Consider the following 16,326-nt stretch of genomic DNA (forward strand, 5'->3'; position numbering starts at 1 on the left):
CCAATTTAGGAGGCTCTTGCGCCGACACAAGAAAAATACCCGTTTGGCCGCTTGGCAAGCGCGATTTCATTCGCTAATGGCCGCCCCTCGACCGGATCGGCAACGCTGATCCTTCTGCGGAGAGGTGGCAGAGTGGTCGAATGCACCGCACTCGAAATGCGGCGTGCCCGTGAGGGTACCGAGGGTTCGAATCCCTCCCTCTCCGCCAGTTATTTGCAGAAAACTGCATGATGACGATCTTCTGATTCTTGGCTATCCGGTCCTGGTCCCAGCGCGCCGCGGGCGATAGTTGGCGCGCGCTTGCGGGACGGCGGCGGGACGGGCAACATGGCCCGGAGGGCATCAGCCGGTGATCGCCCGCCATCCTTAGCGAGTGTCCCCGCCCATGCCCTGTCGCGCACCAGCTTTCCTGATCCCCATCGCTGCGGCAGGCGACTGGCGCTAGGGCGCGCGGACCATGTGGGTGCTGCTTGGCATCGCGGTGATCGTCGCGGGTTTTCTGCTGCGTTTCCATCCGCTGCTCGTCATTCTCGCCTCGGCGCTCGTCACGGGGCTGACGGCAGGGCTTGATCCCGTCGCCATCCTCGCCGCCTTCGGCAAGGCGTTCAACGAGGCGCGCTATGTCAGCATCATCTGGATCGTGCTGCCGGTGGTCGGCCTGCTGGAGGCCTATGGCTTGCAGGAGCGGGCGCGCGGCCTGATCGCCCGGATGCGCGGCGCGACGGTGGGGCAGTTCCTGACCTTCTACCTGTTGCTGCGGCAGGGGCTGGCGGCAGTCGGCCTGACCTCGGTCGCGGGTCATGCCCAGACGGTGCGTCCGCTGGTGGCCCCGATCGCGGAAGCGGCGGCGGAGGCGCAGGCGGGCGGGCTGGACGAGGAGGCGCGCGAGGAAGTGAAGGCGTGGGCCGCGGCCACCGACAATGTCGGCCTCTTCTTCGGCGAGGATATTTTCCTCGCCATCGGCTCGATCCTGCTGATCAAGGGGCTGCTGGAGCAATATGACATCCTGCTGGAGCCGCTCCAGCTGTCGGTCTGGGCCATTCCCACGGCGATCGCCGCCTTCCTGATTCATGGCTTTCGCCTGTGGCGGCTGGACCGGCGGTTGCGGCGGCGGTGCGCGGAGAAGCAGCCATGATCACCCTCCACTGGGTCTATGCGCTGGCCGGCGCGATCTTCGCGGCCTTCGCCCTGCTGGGCGCGCGTGATCGAGCCACCCCGCGCCGCTGGACCAATGCCGCCTTCTGGGCGCTGCTGGCGCTCAGCATGTGGGCGGGCGACCGGCTGGGCGATGTCGGCAACGGCCTGCTGGTGCTGGGCCTCATCGGCCTGGGCGCGCTCGGCGGGCTCGGCCGGGGCGATGGCGCCGTCCCGCCGGAGACAAGGCAGGCGCGTGCCGACCGGTTCGGCAATCGCCTGTTCGTCATCGCGCTCATCATCCCGGCGACTGCGTTGATCGGCACGATCCTCTTCAAGCAGGCGCCGGACTGGTTCGACGGCAAGCAGGCGACGCTGATCGCGCTGGCGCTGGGCGTGCTGATCGCCATGACGGTCGGCTGCCTCTGGCTGCGCGCCGGCGCGCGGGTGCCGCTGCAACAGGGGCGGCGGCTGATGGACTGTATCGGCTGGGCGGCGATCCTGCCGCAGATGCTGGCCAGCCTGGGCGCGGTGTTCGCGCTCGCCGGCGTGGGAGATGCGGTCGGCGGCATCGTGAGCCAAGCAATCCCCGATGGGAGCCTGCTCGGCGCGGTGATCGCCTATGGGCTGGGCATGGCGCTGTTCACCATCGTCATGGGCAACGCCTTCGCCGCCTTCCCCGTGATGACGGCGGCGATCGGCGTGCCCCTGCTCATCCGCACCTGGCACGGCGATCCGGCGGTCATCTGCGCCATCGGCATGTTGGCGGGCTTCTGCGGCACGCTGATGACGCCGATGGCCGCCAACTTCAACCTGGTCCCCGCTGCCCTGCTGGAACTCAAGGACCAGCATGGCGTCATCAAGCGGCAGGTCGGTACGGCGCTGCCGCTGCTGCTCGTCAACATTCTCCTCATCTACTGGCTCGCCTTCCCATGACCCGCCTGACCTCCGATATCGCCAGCCGCTTCGCGGCGCTCACCCTCTCCCATCTCGGCCGCCGCTATCCCTTCAAGATGGATCTGGTGCTGAACGGGCCGGAGGATGCGCGCGAACCGGCCGAGCATCATCCGATCTTCCACGGCAGTTTCGACTGGCACAGCTGCGTCCATGGCTGGTGGCAGGTGATGCGGCTGACGCGCCTGTTTCCCGGCCTGCCGGAAGCGGCGGCGATCCGGGAGCGGGCCGACGTCATGCTGGTGCCGGACAGGGTGGCGGGCGAGCGCGCCTATCTCGCCCGGCCGATGAGCGCGGGGTTCGAGCGTCCCTATGGCTGGGCGTGGCTGCTGGCGCTGCATCAGGAACTGGCCCGGCATGACGCGCCCTGGGCAGCGGCGATCGAGCCGCTGGCACTTGATTTCGCCGCGCGCTTCCACGCTTTCCTGCCCCGGCTCACCTATCCGCTGCGGGTCGGCACGCATTTCAACATCGCCTTCGCGCTGGTGCTGGCGCTGGACTGGGCGCGGACACGCGATCCGGCGCTGGTCGACCTGATCCGGGATCGGGCGCTGCACTGGTTCGGGCAGGACCGCGCCTGCCAGGCCTGGGAGCCGGGCGGCGACGAATTTCTCTCGCCCTCCTTATGCGAGGCGCTGCTGATGAGCCGCCTGCTGGAGCCTGCGGCTTTCGCCGACTGGTTCCACGCCTTCCTGCCGCGATCGGCGCAGGGCGAGCCGGCGACGCTCTTCACCCCCGCCATCGTGTCCGACCGCAGCGACGGCAAGATCGCGCATCTGGACGGACTGAACCTCAGCCGGGCCTGGTGCTGGCGCGCGATCGCCGCCGCGCTGGGGGAGGACGATCCCGTCTTCATGCGCGCTCAGGACGCCGCCCGCGTCCATATCGACGCCAGTCTGCCCCATGTCGCGGGCGATTATATGGGGGAGCATTGGCTCGCGACCTTCGCCCTGCTCGCGCTCGAATGAGGCGTCAGTGGCTCACCGCGTGGACGAACATGTAGCCTTCGTTGCGGATGGTGCGGATCACCGGCCCCTTGAGGCCTGAAGCGGCCAGCTTGCGGCGCAGGCGGCAGAGCTGGACGTCGATCGACCGGTCATAATGGTCGCTGGTCTTGCCATGCACCTGGTCGAGCAGTTGCGACCGGTCCAGCACCTGGCGCGGATGCTCGATGAACACCCGCAGCAGCTGAAATTCGCCCTCCGACAGCAAGATCGCGGTGCCGGCCGGATCGAACAGCTGGCCGGTCTGCAGATCGACCCGCCAGCCCGCGAAGCGGACGGCGCTCGCCGGGCTGGCGCCGACCTGCGCCGCGCCGCGCAGGGCTGTCCTGATGCGCGCCAGCAATTCGCGGGGATTGGCCGGTTTGCTGAGGCAATCCTCGGCCCCCATTTCCAGAGCGGCGATCCGGGTCGCTTCGGTGCAGGCGGCCGAATGGAGGATCACCGGCAGGCGATGGTCCACCACCAGCTCGCGCAGCAGCCCGCCGCCATTGTCGGCCTGGATCAGCGGGTCCAGCACGACCAGCGCATAGTCCGTCCGCCCCAGCAGCGCGCGCATCATGCCGGGGCTGGCGGCGTCATCGGTGGCGAAGCCGTACCGGGCGAACAGGTCGGCCAACCGGGCCGTCAGCGGGGCATCGTCATCGACGATGAGCAGGCGTTTGTGCATGGCGATCATCGTCCGAATGACGCTGCCGCCAGCGGACAACCGTCCCTGAACGGTCGGCCTGGTCCTGCCAGCGCAGGCGGGTCGCGAGCAGGGCTTCGGCCCGTGCGTAATGGGCGCGCAACCATGCGGACAGCCGGTGATCCATCAGATCGGCGGTGCGCAGCGGACGGCCGCAACGGCCCGACCCGTTCAATCGCCGCAGCAGGCGGCGGCTGAGGCGATACCAGCCGGGAATGTGGATGAACCAGCTCTTGTCGGCCACCGCGCGGCGGGTGAACAGGTTCATCGCCCGCGCCATCCACAGCAGGGGCCGGCTGAGCGAGGGATTGCGGGCATCGAAATCGATCTGTGACAGGTCCACCTCCAGCCCGAAACGCGCCGCGAAGGCGGACGCGAAGCCGCGCGGATCGGCGCGGAAATCCTCGTAGCGGAAGACATGGACCCGATCGGGCCCGAACAGCATGTCATACAGGCCGATCAGCCGGTGATAGTCGAAATGGTCGAGACGAAAACCGGGCGCCTCGTCGCGTTCGGGGGCCACCGGGCTGAGCCGGTCGCGCCCGAACAGATAGCGTTCGAGCCCGAACGTGCCGCCGCCTTTCACATATTGCAGCCACGCCGCGGCGATGGCGGAAACGGGATCGCGCACGAAAATGACGATATCCGCGTCGGGCAGAGTCGCGTGCAGCCGATAGGCGATATCCTTGGACAGGTTGCCCGCCAGCCCGCCATTATGCAGGCCGCCGGTCAGATTTTCCTCGCACAACAATGCCCGGTCCCGGTCGGCGCCCAGGATGCGGCGGGCCTGCGCCGGGTCGAAATGCAGCGCCCCCGGTGCCAGCAAGGCCGCGCGCGCGGTGGCGCGGGCCAGGTAGCGGCGGTTGCGGACGGCGGGGTAGAAAATCTCCTGGAACCAGGTCGTGCCGGTCTTGTGATAGCCGATATGGACGATCGCCCCCATGTCAGGCGGCCTGCGGCAGAATGGAGGGAAGGAGGGCACTATCCTCGTCCGACAGGCAGAGCCGGCAGTGCCGGTCCCAGGACAGGTTGGCCTGCGCCCAGGCGCGGGCCCGGTCGCCGATGCGCCGGCACAGGGCGGGATCGCGCACCAGCAGGTCGAGCGCGCTGCGGATCGAATCGATCGAACGACCATCGACGATGAAGCCGGTCACGCCGTCGCGGACCAGTTCGGCCGGGCCGCCATCCTGTCCGACGACGCACACCATGCCGTGCGCCATGGCGTCGGCGATGGACAGGCCGAAGCCCTCGATTTCCGCGCCGTCCTCCAGAGCGATCTGGGGATGGAGGAAGATGTCGGCCTGGGCATGGTGGTGCGCCAGTTCCGCGTCGGTCACATAGCCCGCCATGACGATCCGGTCGGCCAGGTCGGCCTCGCGGATGACTTCGCGCACGCGCACGCCATCGATGCCGCGCCCGACGATGACGTGGCGCAGCCCTTCGTCGCGGCGCGCGCAGGGAATGACGGCGCGGACGGCGGCGGGCACATTCTTGCGCGCGACGAGGCGGCAGACGGTGAGCAGGCGGGGGCTGCCCTCGCCCTGGGCGAAGGGGGTGGGCGCGCGCAGGGCGGGCATCACCACGCCGTTCCACGCCGTGACGGCGCGCGCGTCGAGATGGGGCAGGCGATCGAGCAGAAGGGTGCGGGTCACGTCGCTGACCGCGATGATCCGCTGCGCCCGCGCCAATGTCAGGCGCAGCAGCACGAATGCCAGCCCGTGCGGCCGCCCGACCTCGCGGCCATGGATGGTCACGAGCAGCGGCCGGGGAAAGAGCAGGGCGGGCAGCGCCGCGCGCCAGGTGCAGGCGTGGATCATGTCCGGCCGGTCGCCTGCCATCCAGGCGCTCAGCATCGCGTGAAACAGCCGCCAGTAGACGATCAGCGTGGCTGCCGCGCCGACATCGATCAGGGTCACGCCGCCCTCCTGCACCCGGCGCGGCCCGGCCGAGGACTTGGCGAAGAGGGTTACGCGCCGTCCCTGCGCGGCATAGGCGCGGCCGACTTCGCGGGCATAGGTCTGCACCCCGCCCTCGTCGGGTTCATAGACGCGGGCGACGAGCCAGAGATCGGACGGAGCGTCAGGCATGGGGCAGGGGGTCCAGTCGGGTCAGGGAGGGCATCGGCCGCACGGCGACGGGCCGGCTCCGGTGGAGATAGGCGGCGAGCGCACGGGCGGCGCGGGTCGAGGCCGGCTGGGCGCCATGGTCGAACGTGCGGGCGACGCCCTGGCGCTGGGCCGCCTGATAGGCAGCGTGGCTGGCGATGGCCGCCTCCGCCTCGTCGACGATATGGGCTGCGCTCTCCAGCACCGGGCCATAGCGCCAATGCCCGTAGCTCGGATCGTCGTGCCAGGCGGCGGCGTGACCGTTCAGGAACAGGCAGGGGCGCGGGCGCGCCAGATATTCATAGACCTGGCTGCTGACGTCGCCGAGATAGAGGTCCGCCATGTGGACATAGCTCATGTCCACGCTCGCCCGGCTGCCAAGGTCGACATGGATATGGGGCAGTGCGGCGAAGGGCGCCAGCCGCGTCTCCATTTCGGCCCGTTTGCGGCGCTTGTCGAACAGGCGGATATGGGGCGCGACGATCAGGTTGAACCGGTCATCCTGCGCGAAACGGCCGATCACTTGTTCGCCCATGCTCGACCAGGAAGACAGGCCGGGCGAGAAGTGGGGATTGTAGAGGACCACCGGCCGGGCGTTGGGGAAGAGTCGTTGTCGCCGCGCGCCCTGCGTCAGGTCGAACTTGGAATAGCCGGCGACGGCATAATGACCCTCGCGGATCAGCCCTTCGTCCAGCATCCGTCGCCGTTGCTTGTCGCCGGCGAGCAGCACGAAATCGAACCGGGCGATGCGCCGGTCATAGCCGACGGCCCGGTCGCCCGCGCCGTGGCAGGTATGGATGAAGCGGGTATTGCCCAGGCCCAGCCGCTTGAGGAGGAGCGAGGTGCGTTCCGGCACCACGATCGCGTCATAGCCGGCGAGCCAGTTGCGCGCGGCCAGCAATGCCGGCAGCTTGGGCGGGGTCGTAACGCCGGCCAGCCGGGCCAGCGCCTCCAGCCAGCGCCCGCCGCAGCGCAGGAAGCGGATCGGTCCCGCCCCGCGCGCCGCGGCTATGTCCCGCGCGAGCGTCAGATGGTCGTCGGTGACGGCCATCAGGTCCACGGCAAAGGCGGGATCGCGCGACAGCTCGATCGCGATCGGCAATGCGTGCAGCAGCTGGTGAATCTGGGCGTTGAAGAAGAAGCAGAGGCGCTGCGGCCGGGCCAGGAGCGCGGCTTCGCCGTGGATGAGCCAGGGGCGTCCCATGATGATTCTCCGTTGGTGCAGACCCGAACGGAGGACATGCCGCGTATTTATCGCGGCGGAATTTCACTATGCGTCAGCGCGCAAGGTGCGTGCAACAAAGATGTCAAACAGGGGCGGGCTGGCGCAATGAAGCGATCGTGCCCCTTGAAAAGGCCGGGTGCGTGCCCCGGATCACTCTCGCCCCGTCATCCCTGGCTTTGCGGGGATGACGGAGGAAAGTGGGCGGCGATCAGTCGCGCAGCAGTTCGTTGATGCCGGTCTTGGAACGCGTCTGCGCGTCGACGCGCTTGACGATCACCGCGCAATAGAGGCTGGGGCCGGGCGTGCCGTCGGGCAGCGGCTTGCCGGGCAGGGAGCCGGGGACGACCACCGAATAGGGCGGCACTTCGCCGATGAACACTTCGCCGGTGGCGCGGTCCACGATCTTGGTCGACATGCCGATGAACACGCCCATCGACAGCACCGAACCCTTGCCGATACGCACGCCTTCGACGACTTCGGAACGGGCGCCGATGAAGCAGTCATCCTCGATGATGACAGGGTCGGCCTGAAGCGGTTCCAGCACGCCGCCGATGCCGACGCCGCCCGACAGATGGACATTCTTGCCGATCTGGGCGCAGCTGCCGACCGTCACCCAGGTGTCGACCATCGTGCCTTCGTCGACGAAGGCGCCGATATTGACGAAGCTCGGCATCAGGATGACGTTCCTGGCGATATGACTGCCTGCGCGGGCGAAGCTGCCCGGCACGGCGCGGAAACCGGCGGCGCGGAAGGCGGCCTCGTCCCAGCCGGCGAACTTGCTCGGCACCTTGTCCCACCAATGGCCCGCACCCGGACCATTGTCGATCATGACATTGTCATTGAGGCGGAAGGACAGCAGCACCGCCTTCTTCGCCCACTGGTTGACCTGCCAGCCTTCCGCGGTCGGCTCGGCGACGCGCAGTTCTCCCTTGTCGAGCAGGGCCAGCGCCTTGTCCACCGCCTGGCGGACCTCGCCCTGGGTCGAAAGGCTGACATTGGCCCGGTCCTCCCAGGCGGCGTCGATGGTGGCGATCAGATCTTGGCTCATGGTTCAGTCCCCAATGATGTCGGCCAGGAATGGCGTCAGATGGTCGGTTTCGAAATCGATGAAATCGGGATGATGGCCATGATCCCCCGCTTCCGAGCCATTATTGACCCAGATGGTGGTCATGCCGATCGCCTTGGCGGGTGCCAAGTTGCGGGCCATATCCTCGAAGAAGGCGGCACGAGTCGGATCGACGTCGTGAACCCGGCACAGCTCGGCATAGCCCGACGGGTCGGGCTTGGGCACATATTGGCAGGCGTGGATGTCGTGGATCAGCTCGAACGTGCCGCTAAGCCCCAGCCTGTCCAGCACGCGCGCCGCATAGGCGGCATCGCCATTGGTGAAGATCAGGCGTCGGCCTGGCAGCGCCGCGATGCAGCGGTTCAGTTCGCCGTCTATTTCGAGACGGTCCATGGATATGTCATGGACATAGTCCAGAAATTCGCGCGGCTCGACGCCATGATGGTGCATCAGCCCCGACAGGGTCGTGCCATGTTCCAGGAAATAGCGTTTCTGCGTCTGGCGCGCGACCACCGGGTCGCATCCCAGCAGCCCCTGGATGAACTCGCCCATCTTCACGTCGATCAGGCCGAACAGGTCCGTCTTCGCCGGGTAGAGCGTATTGTCCAGATCGAAGATCCAGCTGTCGATATGGGCCATATCCGCGCGCATGGCCGCGCCCTAATCCCGCGCGGGGGCAAGGGCAAGGGGCGGAGGGCTATTCGAGTTGTCCTAATCCTCAACGTCGTCCCCGCGGAGGCGGGGATCCATCTCCAGACCTCTCGTCCGGTTGCAACGTCGGGAGATGGATTCCCGCCTCCGCGGGAATGGCAGGGATTGTGGGCTATGCTGTGCCGCAGCCCGGCGTTTCGCTGTCCTGATAGAAGGCCTGCACCGCCGCCCAGGCGTCCTCGGCGGTTTCGACCCAGGTAAGGAGGTTGAGGTCCGACGGCGCGATCACGCCTTCGTCGGCCAGCGCCTCGAAATCGACCACCCGATTCCAGAATTCCCGGCCGAACAGCAGGATCGGGATCGGCTTCATCTTGCCGGTCTGGATCAGGGTCAGCAGCTCGAACATCTCGTCGAACGTGCCGAACCCGCCGGGGAACACCGCCAGCGCGCGGGCGCGCAGCAGGAAGTGCATCTTGCGCAGCGCGAAATAGTGGAACTGGAAGCTCAGCTCCGGCGTCACGAAGCGGTTGGGCGCCTGTTCATGCGGCAGGACGATGTTCATGCCGATCGTCGTCTGGCCGACATCGATCGCGCCGCGATTGGCTGCCTCCATGATCGAGGGGCCGCCGCCCGAGCAGACGACGAAGTGGCGACATCCCGCGTCATTCACCGGATATTGGGCGGCGATGCGTGCCAGCTTGCGCGCTTCGTCATAATAGATCGCCTTGCGGCCGAGATTTTCGGCGATGCGCCGCTGTTGCGGCGTGGTCGCCGCGTCGATCCGCGCCTGCACTTCTTCGGGCTGCGGGATGCGGGCGGAGCCGTAGAAGACGAAGGTCGACTCGATCTTCGCCTCGTCCATCAGCAACTGGGGTTTGAGCAGTTCGAGCTGGAAGCGGATGGGGCGCAGATCCTCGCGCAGCAGGAATTCCGTATCCTGAAAGGCGAGCTTGTAGGCCGCGCTCTGCGTCTGCGGGGTGCCGGTCAGATGTTTGCGGGCATCATCGGCCTCTTCGCGGGCCGGACGGAATTTCCGTTCTTCGATTTCTTTTTTCGTCATTTGCACCGACTTAGTGCGCGGGAACGACAAAACCAAGACCGGATCGCGGCAAATGCGGGCAGGTCGTCGCTAGCGGCAAAATCCCCCTTTGCCCCCCATGTCGAAATGGAAATGGTCATGATGGGCGGCGTTATAGTCGGGGCTGAGGACGGTGTTGAAACGCTTGCAGGCGCTGGCGTGGATCAGGCTCAGAAACTGGCGCGTCTGCTTGTCGCCATTCCAGTCCTTCTGCACGCTGATCCGGCGTCCGTCGGCCAGGACGAAGGCGGACACGTCGATCGCGTTGCTGTGTGCATGTTCGCTCAATCGGCCGCTGCCCGCGATCGGCCGGCAATTATAGGTGCCGAACGTCTCGATCTTCTGGATTTCCGCGCCCAGTACCAGGCGTGCGGCCGGCTGCACGCCATAACGCGCCCAGGCCGCGAAATTGGCGGCGAGCGTGCAGGTCATAGCGCCGAGGCCGGTGGCAGGGACGCCGATGTCGATCAGCTTGACGCTGCCGATCGCGCTGCACCCGCCGCCGAAATTCCGGTCGGGCAGGGGTGTGAAGGCCACCGCCTGGGATTGCAGTTTCGCAAGGCATTGCCGCGTTTCCAGCGCCGGCTGGGCTGGCGCGCGGACTGGATTCGATGCGCGAGTCACCTTGCCGCGCGGCACCAGGTCGCCGCCGCATCCCGCCAATGCCATCGTGCCTGACAGCAGCACGGCCAGGGCCGCGCCGCGCAGGTTGCCCTTCGCCCGCCTTTCCATGAATCGGGTCTTTACCACTGGAAAGGCAGCGGGGGGTTAACGACACCAACGATTCGTCGCATTTCGACATTCGCCTTGACTCTTTCCCCTATCTCTCTAGTGCGGCCGACGGGCCACGCGGTCCCAACGCCGCGCGTGCTCTCTGTAAGGAGACGCATTACATGACTGATCTGACTGCCGTTGACGCCACCCTTGCGCCTGTCGCAAAGCCTGCCAGCCGTCCGGCCCGCCCCTTCTTCTCTTCCGGTCCCTGCGCCAAGCCTCCGGGCTGGGACGCCGCCAAGCTGAGCACGGACTCGCTCGGCCGCTCGCACCGCGCCAAGATCGGCAAGACCCGCCTCGCTTATTGCATCGACCTGATGCGCGAACTGCTGAACCTGCCCGACACCCACCGCATCGGCATCGTGCCCGGGTCCGACACCGGCGCCTTCGAAATGGCGATGTGGACGATGCTGGGCGCCCGCCCCGTCACCACGCTCGCCTGGGAAAGCTTCGGCGAAGGCTGGGTGACGGACGCCGCCAAGCAGCTGAAGCTCGACCCCACCGTCATCCGCGCCGACTATGGCCAGCTGCCGGACCTTGGCACCGTCGATTTCTCGAACGACGTGCTTTTCACCTGGAACGGCACCACCTCGGGCGTGCGCGTGCCGAACGCCGACTGGATTCCGGCCGATCGTGAAGGCCTGACCTTCGCCGACGCGACCAGCGCGGTCTTCGCTTACGAGATCGACTGGACCAAGATCGACGTCGCCACCTTCTCCTGGCAGAAGGTGCTGGGCGGCGAGGGCGGCCATGGCGTGCTGATCCTTGGCCCCCGCGCCGTGGAACGCCTCGAAACCCACACCCCGGCCTGGCCGCTGCCCAAGGTCTTCCGCCTGATGGCGAAGGGCAAGCTCGCCGAAGGCGTGTTCAAGGGCGAGACGATCAACACCCCCTCGATGCTCGCTGTCGAGGACGCGATCTTCGCGCTCGAATGGGGCAAGTCGCTGGGCGGCCTCAATGGCCTGATCGCGCGCAGCAACGCCAATGCGGCAGCGCTGAACAAGATCGTCGAGGAACGCGACTGGCTCGGCCATCTCGCCGCCGACGCGGCGTCGCGCTCGACCACGAGCGTCTGCCTGACCGTCGAGGGTGCGGACGAAGCCTTTATCAAGGCCTTCGCCGCGCTCCTCGAAAAGGAAGGCGCCGCCTATGACGTCGCGGGCTATCGCGACGCCCCGGCGGGCCTGCGCATCTGGTGCGGCGCGACCGTCGAAACTGCCGATATCGAGGCGCTCGGTCCCTGGCTCGACTGGGCCTATGCCCAGACCAAGGCTGCTTAACTAACCTCTTCCCTTATATTCCCGTCATCCCAGCGAAAGCTGGGATCTCAGGCCTCTTGGTACGACTTCGCCGCCTGAGATCCTGACTTTCGTCAGGATGACGAATTGCACAGAAAGGCAATTCGTCATGCCCAAGGTACTTATCAGCGACAAGATGGACCCCCGCGCCGCCGCGATTTTCCGTGAACGCGGCGTGGAAGTCGATGAAATCACCGGCAAGACCCCCGAAGAGCTGAAGGCGATCATCGGCCAGTATGACGGTCTCGCCATCCGCAGCTCGACCAAGGTCACCAAGGAGATTCTGGAGGCCGCGACCAATCTGAAGGTCATCGGCCGCGCCGGCATCGGCGTCGACAATGTCGATATCCCGGCCGCTTCGGCCAAGGGCGTGATCGTCATGAACACGCCGTTCGGCAACTCGATCACCACCGCGGAACATGCCATCGCGCTGATGTTCGCGCTGGCTCGCCAGCTGCCCGAGGCGAACGCGCAGACGCAGGCGGGCCTGTGGCCCAAGAACGGTTTCATGGGCGTGGAAGTCACCGGCAAGGTGCTCGGCCTGATCGGCGCGGGCAATATCGGCTCGATCGTCGCCAGCCGCGCGCTGGGCCTGAAGATGAAGGTCGTCGCCTTCGATCCCTTCCTGACCCCGGAACGCGCGATCGAGATGGGCGTGGAAAAGGCCGATCTCGACACGCTGCTGGCCAAGGCCGACTTCATCACGCTGCACACGCCGCTGACCGACCAGACCCGCAACATCCTGTCGAAGGACAATCTCGCCAAGACCAAGAAGGGCGTGCGGATCATCAACTGCGCGCGTGGCGGCCTGATCGACGAGGCGGCGCTGAAGGAGGCGCTGGATTCGGGCCATGTCGCGGGCGCCGCGCTCGACGTGTTCGCCACCGAGCCGGCGAAGGAATCGCCGCTGTTCGGCACGCCGAACTTCATCTGCACCCCGCATCTGGGCGCATCGACCGATGAAGCGCAGGTCAATGTCGCGCTCCAGGTCGCCGAACAGCTGAGCGACTATCTGCTCGACGGCGGCATCACCAATGCGCTGAACGTCCCCAGCCTGTCGGCCGAGGAAGCCCCGAAGCTCAAGCCCTATATGGCGATCGCGGAGAAGCTGGGCAGCCTGGTCGGCCAGCTCGAAGGCGATGCCATCACCGGCGTCGCGGTCGAGGTGGAGGGCCATGCCGCCGAACTCAACCAGAAGCCGATCACCGCTGCGGTGCTCGCCGGCCTGATGCGAGTCTATTCGGACACGGTGAACATGGTCAACGCGCCCTTCCTGGCGAAGGAGCGCGGTCTGGACGTGCGCGAAGTCCGTCACGACCGCGAGGGCGATTACCAGACCCTGGTGCGCGTCACCGTCACGACGGCGAATGGCGACAAGTCGGTGGCCGGCACGCTGTTCGGCCATGCCCAGCCGCGTCTGGTCGAGCTGTTCGGCATCAAGGTCGAAGCCGATCTCGACGGCACCATGCTCTACATCGTCAACCAGGACGCGCCCGGCTTTATCGGTCGCCTGGGTAGCAAGCTGGGCGAGGCGGAAGTCAATATCGGCACCTTCCACCTTGGCCGTCGCGACCAGGGCGGCGAAGCCGTGCTGCTGCTGTCGGTCGACGGTACCGTCACCGAGCCGCTGCGCTGGGAAATCTGCAACCTCACCGGGGTGAAGCAGGTCAAGCTGCTGCGCTTCGCCTGATTTCGACCCTCGGGTCCGGGCATCGCCGAATGCCCGGACCCGAGAGTAGAGGGACTGGCCAAAATCGCATAATTCGCTAAAGGGCCAGCCCATGACCATGACAAGCGCCATGATCCCGCCCGGCCTTCTTCCCGAAGGCCTGTCCGACCGCCTGCCGCCGCAGGCCGAAGCCTCCGCCCGGCTGGCGCGCCGCGTGCTCGATACGTTCGCGACTCATGGCTATGAACGGGTCATGCCGCCGCTGGCGGAGTTCGAGGATACGCTGACCCAGCGCCTCAAATCCATGCGCGCGCAGGATCTGGTCCGTGCCGTCGATCCGGTGTCGCAGCGCAGCCTCGCCTTCCGCCCGGACATGACCGCACAGGTCGGCCGCATCGCCGCCACCCGCCTGGCGAGTGTGCCGCGCCCGCTGCGTCTCTCCTACGCCGGCCCGGTCATCCGCCAGAAGGCGAGCCAGTTGCGCCCTGAGCGCGAGAAGATGCAGCTTGGCGCCGAACTGATCGGCAGCGACAGCACCGCCGCGGCGGTGGAGATCGTCAACATCGCGATCGAGGCGCTGACCGCCGCCGGGGTCGCCGGCATCACCATCGATTTCACCCTGCCCGACTTGATCGACGCGCTGGCCGCCGGTCCGCTGCCGCTTGCCGGGCAGGAGATCGAGGCGGTCCGCGCCGGACTGGATGCGAAGGATGCGGGCGCGCTGGTGGCGATCAGCCCGGCGGCGGCCGCCTATCTGCCGCTGATCGAGGCGACCGGACCATTTCATGCCGCGATGGAGCGGCTGGAGGCGTTCAGCGCAGAGCTGGGCGGCGCGATCGACAGCCGCATCGCCGGTCTGCGCGCCATCGCCAAACCGATCGGCTGGGACATCACCCTGACCCTTGATCCGACCGAACGCCATGGTTTCGAGTTCCAGAACTGGTTTGGCTTCTCCATCTTCGCCGAAGGCTTCATCGGCGAGATCGGCCGCGGAGGCAGCTACGCCATCGCCCGCGCCGACCGCGCGGACGAGCCGGCCATGGGCTTTTCCCTCTATCCCGATCCGCTGATCGACGCGGGCTTCGGCGGTGAAAGTCCCCGGCGGCTGTTCCTGCCGCTGGGTCATGACGCCACGCGCGCGGCGGAACTGCGGGCCGAAGGCTGGCACACCGTAGCAGCGTTGTCCGGCGATGAAAATGGTACGGCCCAGCGTTGTTCGCATTGGCTGGACGGCGGGGAACCGCGCGCCTATTGACTTGACTTCACCGGGGCAGCGCGGCTAACGCGCGGCCCGCAACAGGGCGCAGTGCGCGCCCATTTGATCCCACCGGCATGTCGAGTCCCGTCGAAGGACATGGCCGGTCCGCGCGGCGGGCGGAGGACTGTATCTGTGGCAAATGTGACCGTGATCGGCGCCCAGTGGGGCGACGAAGGCAAGGGCAAGATCGTCGACTGGCTGTCGGAGCGCGCCGATGTCGTCGCCCGTTTCCAGGGCGGCCATAATGCCGGCCACACGCTGGTCGTGGGCGAGAAGGTCTACAAGCTCTCGCTGCTCCCTTCGGGCATCGTGCGTGGCACGCTCAGCGTGATCGGCAATGGCGTGGTGCTTGATCCCTGGCACTTCCGCGATGAGGTCGCCAAGCTCAAGGGACAGGGGGTCGAGATCAATCCCGGCAATCTCCAGATCGCCGAAACCTGCCCGTTGATCCTGCCCTTCCACCGCGACCTCGATGGCCTGCGCGAGGATGCGAGCGGCGCCGGCAAGATCGGCACCACTCGTCGCGGCATCGGTCCGGCCTATGAGGACAAGGTCGGCCGCCGCGCCATCCGCGTCTGCGACCTCGCCCATCTCGACGACCTTGGCCCGCAGATCGACCGGCTGACCGCGCATCATGACGCGCTGCGCGCCGGGTTCGGCGAGGCGCCGATCGATCGCGCCGCGCTGATCGCCGAACTGACGGAGATTGCCGACTTCATCCTGCCTTTCGTCAAGCCGGTCTGGCTGACGCTCAACAAGGCGAAGGCGGACGGCAAGCGCATCCTGTTCGAGGGCGCGCAGGGCACGCTGCTCGACATCGATCATGGCACCTATCCCTTCGTCACCTCGTCCAACACGGTGGCGGGCACGGCGGCGAGCGGCACTGGCCTTGGTCCCAATGGCGCCGGTTTCGTACTGGGCATCGTCAAGGCCTACACCACCCGCGTCGGCTCCGGCCCGTTCCCGACCGAACAGGAAAATGACGTCGGCCAGCGGCTGGGCGAGCGGGGTCATGAATTCGGCACCGTCACCGGCCGCAAGCGTCGCTGCGGCTGGTTCGACGCCGTGCTGGTGCGCCAGTCGGTCGCCGTGTCGGGCGTCACCGGCATCGCGCTGACCAAGTTGGACGTGCTGGACGGGTTCGACATGCTCAAAATCTGCGTCGGCTACCAGATCGGCGACCAGAGGTTCGACTATCTGCCCGCCCATGCGCAGGACCAGGCGAAGGCGGAGCCGATCTACGAGGATATCGAAGGCTGGCAGGACACCACCGCCGGCGCGCGCAGCTGGGCCGATCTTCCGGCGCAGGCGATCAAATATATCCGTCGTATCGAGGAGCTGATCGGTTGCCCGGTCACGCTCGTCTCCACCAGCCCCGAGCGCGACGATACCATCCTCGTCCGCGATCCGTTCGCGGACTGATCG

General features: G+C 67.0%; 15 protein-coding genes and 1 tRNA gene. 8 read left to right on the forward strand and 8 right to left on the reverse strand.

What is annotated here, in order from left to right; all coding sequences use genetic code 11:
* Window positions 1–118 precede the first annotated feature (118 nt).
* From K3M67_RS14980 to K3M67_RS14995, 4 genes are all read left to right on the forward strand, one after another.
* Window positions 119–208 (forward strand) — tRNA-Ser (locus tag K3M67_RS14980).
* A gap of 249 nt (window positions 209–457) precedes the next feature.
* The gene (locus K3M67_RS14985) at window positions 458–1,135 is read left to right on the forward strand and encodes a DUF969 domain-containing protein (RefSeq protein WP_285831878.1); all 678 of its coding nucleotides are present in this window, start codon (window positions 458–460) and stop codon (window positions 1,133–1,135) included.
* Window positions 1,132–2,070: a DUF979 domain-containing protein gene (locus K3M67_RS14990; RefSeq protein ID WP_285831879.1), complete on the forward strand. Its 939-nt coding sequence runs from the start codon at window positions 1,132–1,134 to the stop codon at window positions 2,068–2,070. The genes K3M67_RS14985 and K3M67_RS14990 overlap by 4 nt, the downstream gene beginning before the upstream one ends.
* Window positions 2,067–3,056 (forward strand): DUF2891 domain-containing protein, encoded by a 990-nt coding sequence (locus tag K3M67_RS14995; protein WP_285831880.1) that lies wholly within the window; start codon window positions 2,067–2,069, stop codon window positions 3,054–3,056. The genes K3M67_RS14990 and K3M67_RS14995 overlap by 4 nt, the downstream gene beginning before the upstream one ends.
* Window positions 3,057–3,060: 4 nt before the next feature.
* On the opposite strand, the gene K3M67_RS15000 is transcribed toward K3M67_RS14995, so the two are convergent.
* The 8 genes from K3M67_RS15000 to K3M67_RS15035 form a co-directional block, all read right to left on the reverse strand.
* Window positions 3,061–3,759 (reverse strand): winged helix-turn-helix domain-containing protein, encoded by a 699-nt coding sequence (locus K3M67_RS15000; protein WP_066865349.1) that lies wholly within the window; start codon window positions 3,757–3,759, stop codon window positions 3,061–3,063.
* Window positions 3,731–4,720, reverse strand: coding sequence for a sulfotransferase (locus K3M67_RS15005; protein WP_157102662.1), 990 nt, complete (start codon window positions 4,718–4,720; stop codon window positions 3,731–3,733). Before K3M67_RS15005 ends, K3M67_RS15000 begins: the two co-directional genes overlap by 29 nt.
* Window position 4,721: 1 nt before the next feature.
* Window positions 4,722–5,864: a glycosyltransferase family 4 protein gene (locus K3M67_RS15010; protein WP_285831881.1), complete on the reverse strand. Its 1,143-nt coding sequence runs from the start codon at window positions 5,862–5,864 to the stop codon at window positions 4,722–4,724.
* Window positions 5,857–7,086, reverse strand: a complete 1,230-nt coding sequence (locus K3M67_RS15015; protein WP_285831882.1) for a CDP-glycerol glycerophosphotransferase family protein — start codon at window positions 7,084–7,086, stop codon at window positions 5,857–5,859. The genes K3M67_RS15010 and K3M67_RS15015 overlap by 8 nt, the downstream gene beginning before the upstream one ends.
* 229 nt (window positions 7,087–7,315) lie before the next feature.
* Window positions 7,316–8,155, reverse strand: coding sequence for a 2,3,4,5-tetrahydropyridine-2,6-dicarboxylate N-succinyltransferase (gene dapD / locus K3M67_RS15020; protein WP_066865041.1), 840 nt, complete (start codon window positions 8,153–8,155; stop codon window positions 7,316–7,318).
* Between the two features lie 3 nt (window positions 8,156–8,158).
* Complete coding sequence (locus tag K3M67_RS15025) at window positions 8,159–8,824, reverse strand: pyrimidine 5'-nucleotidase (protein ID WP_285831883.1); 666 nt, start codon at window positions 8,822–8,824, stop codon at window positions 8,159–8,161.
* Window positions 8,825–8,996: 172 nt separating this feature from the next.
* The gene (locus K3M67_RS15030; RefSeq protein WP_066865035.1) at window positions 8,997–9,884 is read right to left on the reverse strand and encodes an LOG family protein; all 888 of its coding nucleotides are present in this window, start codon (window positions 9,882–9,884) and stop codon (window positions 8,997–8,999) included.
* A 69-nt stretch (window positions 9,885–9,953) separates the two neighbouring features.
* Window positions 9,954–10,634, reverse strand: a complete 681-nt coding sequence (locus K3M67_RS15035) for an extensin family protein (RefSeq protein WP_066865031.1) — start codon at window positions 10,632–10,634, stop codon at window positions 9,954–9,956.
* A gap of 161 nt (window positions 10,635–10,795) precedes the next feature.
* Here K3M67_RS15035 and K3M67_RS15040 point away from each other — a divergent pair, with 161 nt between their 5' ends.
* From K3M67_RS15040 to K3M67_RS15055, 4 genes are all read left to right on the forward strand, one after another.
* On the forward strand, window positions 10,796–11,956 hold the full coding sequence (locus K3M67_RS15040; protein WP_066865028.1) for a phosphoserine transaminase: 1,161 nt from the start codon (window positions 10,796–10,798) through the stop codon (window positions 11,954–11,956).
* 127 nt (window positions 11,957–12,083) lie between these two features.
* Window positions 12,084–13,664 carry a phosphoglycerate dehydrogenase gene (gene serA / locus K3M67_RS15045; protein WP_066865025.1) on the forward strand — a complete coding sequence of 527 codons (1,581 nt, stop codon included), beginning with the start codon at window positions 12,084–12,086 and terminating at the stop codon, window positions 13,662–13,664.
* Between the two features lie 97 nt (window positions 13,665–13,761).
* Window positions 13,762–14,898, forward strand: a complete 1,137-nt coding sequence (locus tag K3M67_RS15050) for an ATP phosphoribosyltransferase regulatory subunit (protein ID WP_285832951.1) — start codon at window positions 13,762–13,764, stop codon at window positions 14,896–14,898.
* A 135-nt stretch (window positions 14,899–15,033) separates the two neighbouring features.
* A complete protein-coding gene (locus tag K3M67_RS15055; protein ID WP_066865022.1) occupies window positions 15,034–16,323 on the forward strand; it encodes an adenylosuccinate synthase in 1,290 nt (429 codons plus the stop codon).
* Window positions 16,324–16,326: the final 3 nt, after the last annotated feature.

Source organism: Sphingobium sp. V4 (assembly GCF_029590555.1).
GTDB lineage: Bacteria > Pseudomonadota > Alphaproteobacteria > Sphingomonadales > Sphingomonadaceae > Sphingobium.

Bases quoted from the DNA above. Each gene is read 5' to 3' on its own strand.
- K3M67_RS15010 (WP_285831881.1), bottom strand. From the start codon at position 5,864: ATGCCTGACGCTCCGTCCGATCTCTGGCTCGTCGCCCGCGTCTATGAA.
- K3M67_RS14995 (WP_285831880.1), top strand. From the start codon at position 2,067: ATGACCCGCCTGACCTCCGATATCGCCAGCCGCTTCGCGGCGCTCACC.
- K3M67_RS14990 (WP_285831879.1), top strand. From the start codon at position 1,132: ATGATCACCCTCCACTGGGTCTATGCGCTGGCCGGCGCGATCTTCGCG.
- serA (WP_066865025.1), top strand. From the start codon at position 12,084: ATGCCCAAGGTACTTATCAGCGACAAGATGGACCCCCGCGCCGCCGCG.
- K3M67_RS15030 (WP_066865035.1), bottom strand. From the start codon at position 9,884: ATGACGAAAAAAGAAATCGAAGAACGGAAATTCCGTCCGGCCCGCGAA.
- K3M67_RS15000 (WP_066865349.1), bottom strand. From the start codon at position 3,759: ATGCACAAACGCCTGCTCATCGTCGATGACGATGCCCCGCTGACGGCC.
- K3M67_RS15050 (WP_285832951.1), top strand. From the start codon at position 13,762: ATGACAAGCGCCATGATCCCGCCCGGCCTTCTTCCCGAAGGCCTGTCC.
- K3M67_RS15015 (WP_285831882.1), bottom strand. From the start codon at position 7,086: ATGGGACGCCCCTGGCTCATCCACGGCGAAGCCGCGCTCCTGGCCCGG.
- K3M67_RS15035 (WP_066865031.1), bottom strand. From the start codon at position 10,634: ATGGAAAGGCGGGCGAAGGGCAACCTGCGCGGCGCGGCCCTGGCCGTG.
- K3M67_RS14985 (WP_285831878.1), top strand. From the start codon at position 458: ATGTGGGTGCTGCTTGGCATCGCGGTGATCGTCGCGGGTTTTCTGCTG.
- dapD (WP_066865041.1), bottom strand. From the start codon at position 8,155: ATGAGCCAAGATCTGATCGCCACCATCGACGCCGCCTGGGAGGACCGG.
- K3M67_RS15040 (WP_066865028.1), top strand. From the start codon at position 10,796: ATGACTGATCTGACTGCCGTTGACGCCACCCTTGCGCCTGTCGCAAAG.
- K3M67_RS15025 (WP_285831883.1), bottom strand. From the start codon at position 8,824: ATGCGCGCGGATATGGCCCATATCGACAGCTGGATCTTCGATCTGGAC.
- K3M67_RS15005 (WP_157102662.1), bottom strand. From the start codon at position 4,720: ATGGGGGCGATCGTCCATATCGGCTATCACAAGACCGGCACGACCTGG.